This is a genomic window from Hyphomicrobium sp., from assembly GCF_035572195.1.
Taxonomy (GTDB): Bacteria; Pseudomonadota; Alphaproteobacteria; order Rhizobiales; family Hyphomicrobiaceae; genus Hyphomicrobium_B.
The window spans coordinates 1-4867 of the sequence record NZ_DATNBA010000118.1 but is presented as its reverse complement, the minus strand read 5'-3'; the positions used below and the strand labels follow the sequence as shown (position 1 = coordinate 4867).

Genomic DNA, 4867 nt, shown 5'->3' with positions numbered 1-4867 from the left:
CCGAGCGAGGAAGAGGTGCTTGGCTTCCTGCTGACGCGCAACATCTCGACGCAGATTTTCCGCGGACTTTTGGAAAACGCCGCGTCCGAGCAGGGTTCGCGCATGTCGGCGATGGACAGCGCCACGCGCAATGCCGGCGATATGATCAACAAGCTGACGATCAAATACAATCGCCAGCGCCAGGCGAACATCACCAAGGAACTGATCGAAATCATCTCGGGCGCGGAAGCGCTCTGACCGGAGGCGAGCAATGGCTTATGTCGCGCGTGCAACGACGAAGGGCGGCCGGGATGGCCGCGCCGTTCTCGAAGACGGCAAACTGGCGCTCGCAATGGCGCTGCCGAAAGACATGGGCGGTTCGGGCGAGGGCCACAACCCCGAGCAGCTCTTTGCGCTCGGCTGGTCATCATGCTTCGGGCAAGCAATTCTGCTGCTGGCCAAGAAGCATGGGCTCGACGGTTCTGCTGCCAAGGTGACGTGCGCCATCGAAATCGACAAGGACGCGACGAGCTTCGCGCTCAAAGCCGATATAGCCGTTTCAATTCCGGGTGCCGACAAAGCGAAGGTCAAAGCGCTTGCCGATGATGCCCACCAGATCTGCCCCTATTCAAAGGCGACGCGCAACAACATCCCCGTAACGCTGAGCGTCGTCTGATCATTCCGCTGGAGATAAAAATGGCTAAAAACGTTGGGAAGATTCGCCAGGTGACGGGCGCCGTCGTCGACGTTCAGTTCGAGGGTCAGCTGCCCGAGATTCTGAACGCGCTCGAAACCAAGAACCATGGCGCTCGCCTGGTTCTTGAAGTCGCGCAGCATCTTGGCGAGAGCACGGTCAGAACGATCGCGATGGACTCGACCGAAGGTCTGGTGCGTGGCCAGGAAGTGATCGACACCGGCGCGCCCATCGAAGTGCCCGTTGGCGATGAAACCCTCGGCCGCATCATGAACGTGATCGGTGAGCCGGTCGATGAAGCGGGTCCAATCAAAACGAGCGCCAAGCGCGCCATTCACCAGCCATCGCCAACCTTCGAGGATCAGGCGACGGAAGCCCAGATACTCGTCACCGGCATCAAGGTCGTCGACCTTTTGGCGCCGTACGCCAAGGGCGGCAAGATCGGCCTGTTCGGCGGCGCCGGCGTCGGCAAGACCGTTCTGATCATGGAACTCATCAACAACGTCGCCAAGGCTCATGGCGGCTACTCGGTATTCGCCGGCGTCGGCGAGCGCACGCGCGAAGGCAACGACCTCTATTATGAAATGATCGAGTCGAAAGTGAACCTCGATCCGAAGAAGAACAATGGTTCGGCCAAGGGTTCGAAGTGCGCACTCGTCTATGGTCAGATGAACGAGCCGCCGGGCGCCCGCGCTCGCGTCGCGCTGTCGGGGCTGACGGTCGCCGAACATTTCCGTGATCAGGGCCAGGACGTGTTGTTCTTCGTCGACAACATCTTCCGCTTTACGCAGGCGGGCTCGGAAGTTTCGGCGCTGCTGGGCCGCATTCCGTCAGCCGTCGGATATCAGCCGACGCTGGCGACCGACATGGGCGCGCTGCAGGAGCGCATTACGACGACGCAGAAGGGGTCCATCACGTCGGTGCAGGCGATCTACGTTCCGGCCGACGACTTGACCGACCCGGCGCCGGCAGCATCGTTCGCGCATCTTGATGCGACGACCGTGCTTTCGCGTTCGATCGCAGAAAAGGGCATCTACCCGGCCGTCGATCCGCTCGATTCGACATCGCGCATGCTCGACCCTCGCGTTGTCGGCGAAGAGCACTATCAGGTGGCCCGCCGGGTTCAGGCCATTCTGCAGAAGTACAAGTCGCTGCAGGATATCATCGCCATTCTCGGCATGGACGAGCTGTCGGAAGAAGATAAGCTGACCGTGGCGCGGGCACGTAAGATCGAACGTTTCATGTCTCAGCCCTTCCACGTGGCCGAAGTTTTCACCGGCTCGCCCGGCAAGCTCGTGTCGCTGGCCGACACGATCAAGGCCTTCAAGGGCCTTTGCGAGGGCGATTACGATCATCTCCCGGAACCGGCGTTCTACATGGTCGGTACTATAGACGAGGCGATCGCGAAGGCGGAAAAGCTCGCCGAAGCGGCATAATCGCTTGGCGGTCGCGAGTGGCTGAGCCGCTCGTCGCGCGCCATCAGGAGAACGACCTATGGCGGAAGCCGCAACGAAGTTCGGAAGCTGCTGCGAAGAGCTGAAAGAAGCTCTCGAAGGCGGAGACTTCGAACCCTTGATCACCGTCGGTCCCGACGGTGTGATCTACATGACGGTCGGGCTCGTCGACCTCGAAGAGGAAGAGCCGGGGCTTGTCGATCATCCGCTCTTCTTCTGTCCGTTCTGCGGTACGAAGTTGCAGACGCCGGAAGAGGTGCGGGCGAAGGCGGGCGCAGAAGACGACAGCGAAGCGGAACAGACGCGCGAAGGCTGAGCGGATCAGAAGGGTTCCAGGAACGCAGCATGGCAGGCACATTCAAATTCGAACTCGTCTCTCCCGAGCGAGTGTTGATTTCGATCGACGCGGATCAGGTTGTCGTACCGGGCGCGGACGGTGAATTCGCCGTTCTGGCTGGACACGCTCCGATCATTTCCACGCTAAGGCCGGGCGTTCTGGACGTAACGGCCGGTGGTACGAAGCGGCGCCTTTTCGTCAAGTCGGGCTTTGCCGAGGTCGACCCGTCACGGCTGACGGTTCTGGCCGAGAAGGCTTACGATGTCGAAGAGATGTCTTCGGCGGCGATTGCCGTTGAACTGAAGGCAGCGGAAGCGGAACTGGCGGCAGCCAAGGACGATGCGTCGAAGATGATGGCCGATACGCTCATCAGTGAATTGAAGCGGTTGTCGTCAAGGGCTGCCTGAGCCGCCGGCCAGTCATCGCATCAGACTGATTGATCGGCAAAGTGCGAGAAATCGCGCGTGACGCGCTCGTAGACGTCACGCTTGAACGGCACGATCAGTTTCGGCACGGCCTCGATGGGTGCCCACCGCCAGGTCTCGAACTCCGCCTTGAGCCCTTCCTTCGATGCGATATTGATTTCGCTGTCGTCGCCGAGGAAGCGCATCGCGAACCATTTTTGCCTTTGGCCGCGATAGCGGCCCTTCAGCGCGATGCCGAGCAGGTTTTCGGGCAGTTCATAGGTCAGCCACTCGGGGTGTTCGGCAACGATCTCGACGCTGGTAACGCCCGTTTCCTCGCGCAGTTCGCGCAACGCCGCGATGCGTGGCGGCTCGAACTTTTCGACGCCGCCCTGCGGCATTTGCCAGATGTGGGCCGTATGATCGCCGGCCCATTTCGGGCGCCGCCGCCCAACCCAAACCAGGCCCTGGCGATTAAACAGCATCATGCCGACGCACGTGCGGAACGGCAGGGCGCCTTGCGTGAGGTCGGACGGATTAGGCAGAAGAGTCATGCAAAAAATGCCTGTGGACAACCGCGCATTCAATTTGCGCCATGATTCGCCTATCGTACAGAAAAACATAGCAGGCTTATGACATTAGGCTGTCATAGTGGCAGCAGCGGCAAAGCGCTTCGTTTTATGCGTGCGTAACTTGCCGGGCCGCGCGCGCTTACCGGCTTTCGGGCCGGGCATAGGACGCGAATTCCGCCAGAACCTGGCGATAGACATCGCGTTTGAAAGGCACGATCAGGTCCAGCAATTCGCTGGCCGGGGTCCATCGCCACTCGGCGAATTCGGCTTCGAGCCCGGGTGCCGGGGTAATGCTGATCTCGCTATCGTCGCCGGTGAAGCGATAGGCGAACCACTTCTGCTTTTGACCACGATACCGGCCGCCCCACGCCCGGCCGACCAGTTCGGCCGGAAGTTCGTATGTCAGCCAGCTAGGCATCTCGGCGATCTCTATGACGGTTCGAATGCCTGTCTCTTCGAAGAGTTCGCGTCGCGCCGCAATTGCCGGATCTTCGCCGGGCTCTACGCCGCCCTGAGGCATCTGCCACCAGGTGCCCGAGCCTTCGGCATCTTTCGTCGAGTCGGCGCGACGGCCAGCCCAGACGAGGCCGGCACGGTTGATCACCATTTGGCCGACGCACGGCCTGTAAGGCAGCGTCTCGGGATCGACCGGCGATTTCGGGCTGTCCGTCATAGGTAAATCCTCATCGGTGCGGCCGGAGAGATGCCCGGGCTGGTCGAACAAAAACGAAGGGCGCCACGGGGGCGCCCTTCGAATTAAAACAGTTCAGACGTGCGCCGGCTTAGTTTGGCGACGTCTTCTTGTCGTCGTCCGGCGGCGTCGGGGTCGTGACGCCGGCGCCCGAGGACGGGGCTGGCGATGGTGTCGTCGACGGCGGCGGTGTTCCCGCATTTGCCGCTTCCGGCCCCTTTGCCGTCCCACGCAGGAAGCTCAGCGCGTACTGCAACTGCGTATCCTTGTCGGCATCCTTGGCAACGTAGGACGGTGAGCCCGACTCCTCGCCCTTGACCGTCGCGTCGGCGCCGTTCTTCAGATGGCCGCGAAGGCTGGCTTCTCCACGCGGCTTCTCAGCGCCGACCTTGTCCTTGAGGTCGTCCGGGACGGCTTCGTCGACCCTGATGTCAGGCTCGATGCCCTTGGCCTGAATCGATCGGTTCGACGGCGTGTAGTAACGCGCCGTGGTGAGCCGGATCGCCCCATTTGCACCGAGCGGAATGATCGTCTGTACCGAGCCCTTGCCGAACGACCGCGTGCCGATGATCGTGGCACGCTTGTGGTCCTGCAAGGCACCGGCGACGATCTCGGAGGCCGACGCCGATCCGCCGTTGATCAAGACGGCGATCTTCTTGCCGTCTGTGATGTCGCCCGGACGGGCGTTGGCGCGCTGCGTTTCTTCGTTGTTGCGGCCCTTGGTCAGGACGATGGC

Annotated in this window: 8 protein-coding genes; 5 read left to right on the top strand and 3 right to left on the bottom strand. The window is 61.6% G+C overall.

What is annotated here, in order from left to right; translation table 11 throughout:
* From VN623_RS09765 to VN623_RS09745, 5 genes are all read left to right on the top strand, one after another.
* The coding region (locus VN623_RS09765) for a F0F1 ATP synthase subunit gamma (RefSeq protein ID WP_325570545.1) at positions 1 to 237 on the top strand (237 nt) is incomplete at its 5' end.
* Positions 238 to 250: 13 nt separating this feature from the next.
* Positions 251 to 655 carry an organic hydroperoxide resistance protein gene (locus VN623_RS09760; protein WP_325570543.1) on the top strand — a complete coding sequence of 135 codons (405 nt, stop codon included), beginning with the start codon at positions 251 to 253 and terminating at the stop codon, positions 653 to 655.
* A gap of 20 nt (positions 656 to 675) precedes the next feature.
* The gene (gene atpD, locus VN623_RS09755) at positions 676 to 2109 is read left to right on the top strand and encodes a F0F1 ATP synthase subunit beta (protein WP_325570542.1); all 1434 of its coding nucleotides are present in this window, start codon (positions 676 to 678) and stop codon (positions 2107 to 2109) included.
* A 58-nt stretch (positions 2110 to 2167) separates the two neighbouring features.
* Complete coding sequence (locus tag VN623_RS09750; protein ID WP_325570540.1) at positions 2168 to 2443, top strand: hypothetical protein; 276 nt, start codon at positions 2168 to 2170, stop codon at positions 2441 to 2443.
* Positions 2444 to 2472: 29 nt separating this feature from the next.
* Positions 2473 to 2871, top strand: coding sequence for a F0F1 ATP synthase subunit epsilon (locus VN623_RS09745; RefSeq protein WP_325570538.1), 399 nt, complete (start codon positions 2473 to 2475; stop codon positions 2869 to 2871).
* Positions 2872 to 2891: 20 nt separating this feature from the next.
* Here VN623_RS09745 and VN623_RS09740 read toward each other — a convergent pair whose 3' ends face one another.
* From VN623_RS09740 to VN623_RS09730, 3 genes are all read right to left on the bottom strand, one after another.
* Complete coding sequence (locus VN623_RS09740; RefSeq protein ID WP_325570536.1) at positions 2892 to 3422, bottom strand: RNA pyrophosphohydrolase; 531 nt, start codon at positions 3420 to 3422, stop codon at positions 2892 to 2894.
* 157 nt (positions 3423 to 3579) lie between these two features.
* Positions 3580 to 4113 carry an RNA pyrophosphohydrolase gene (locus tag VN623_RS09735; RefSeq protein ID WP_325570534.1) on the bottom strand — a complete coding sequence of 178 codons (534 nt, stop codon included), beginning with the start codon at positions 4111 to 4113 and terminating at the stop codon, positions 3580 to 3582.
* Positions 4114 to 4222: 109 nt separating this feature from the next.
* A partial coding sequence (locus tag VN623_RS09730; protein ID WP_325570532.1) for a S41 family peptidase occupies positions 4223 to 4867 on the bottom strand: 645 nt, incomplete at its 5' end.

Coding starts and splice junctions, on each gene's coding strand:
- VN623_RS09750 (WP_325570540.1), top strand. CDS start 2,168: ATGGCGGAAGCCGCAACGAAGTTCGGAAGCTGCTGCGAAGAGCTGAAA.
- VN623_RS09740 (WP_325570536.1), bottom strand. CDS start 3,422: ATGACTCTTCTGCCTAATCCGTCCGACCTCACGCAAGGCGCCCTGCCG.
- VN623_RS09735 (WP_325570534.1), bottom strand. CDS start 4,113: ATGACGGACAGCCCGAAATCGCCGGTCGATCCCGAGACGCTGCCTTAC.
- atpD (WP_325570542.1), top strand. CDS start 676: ATGGCTAAAAACGTTGGGAAGATTCGCCAGGTGACGGGCGCCGTCGTC.
- VN623_RS09760 (WP_325570543.1), top strand. CDS start 251: ATGGCTTATGTCGCGCGTGCAACGACGAAGGGCGGCCGGGATGGCCGC.
- VN623_RS09745 (WP_325570538.1), top strand. CDS start 2,473: ATGGCAGGCACATTCAAATTCGAACTCGTCTCTCCCGAGCGAGTGTTG.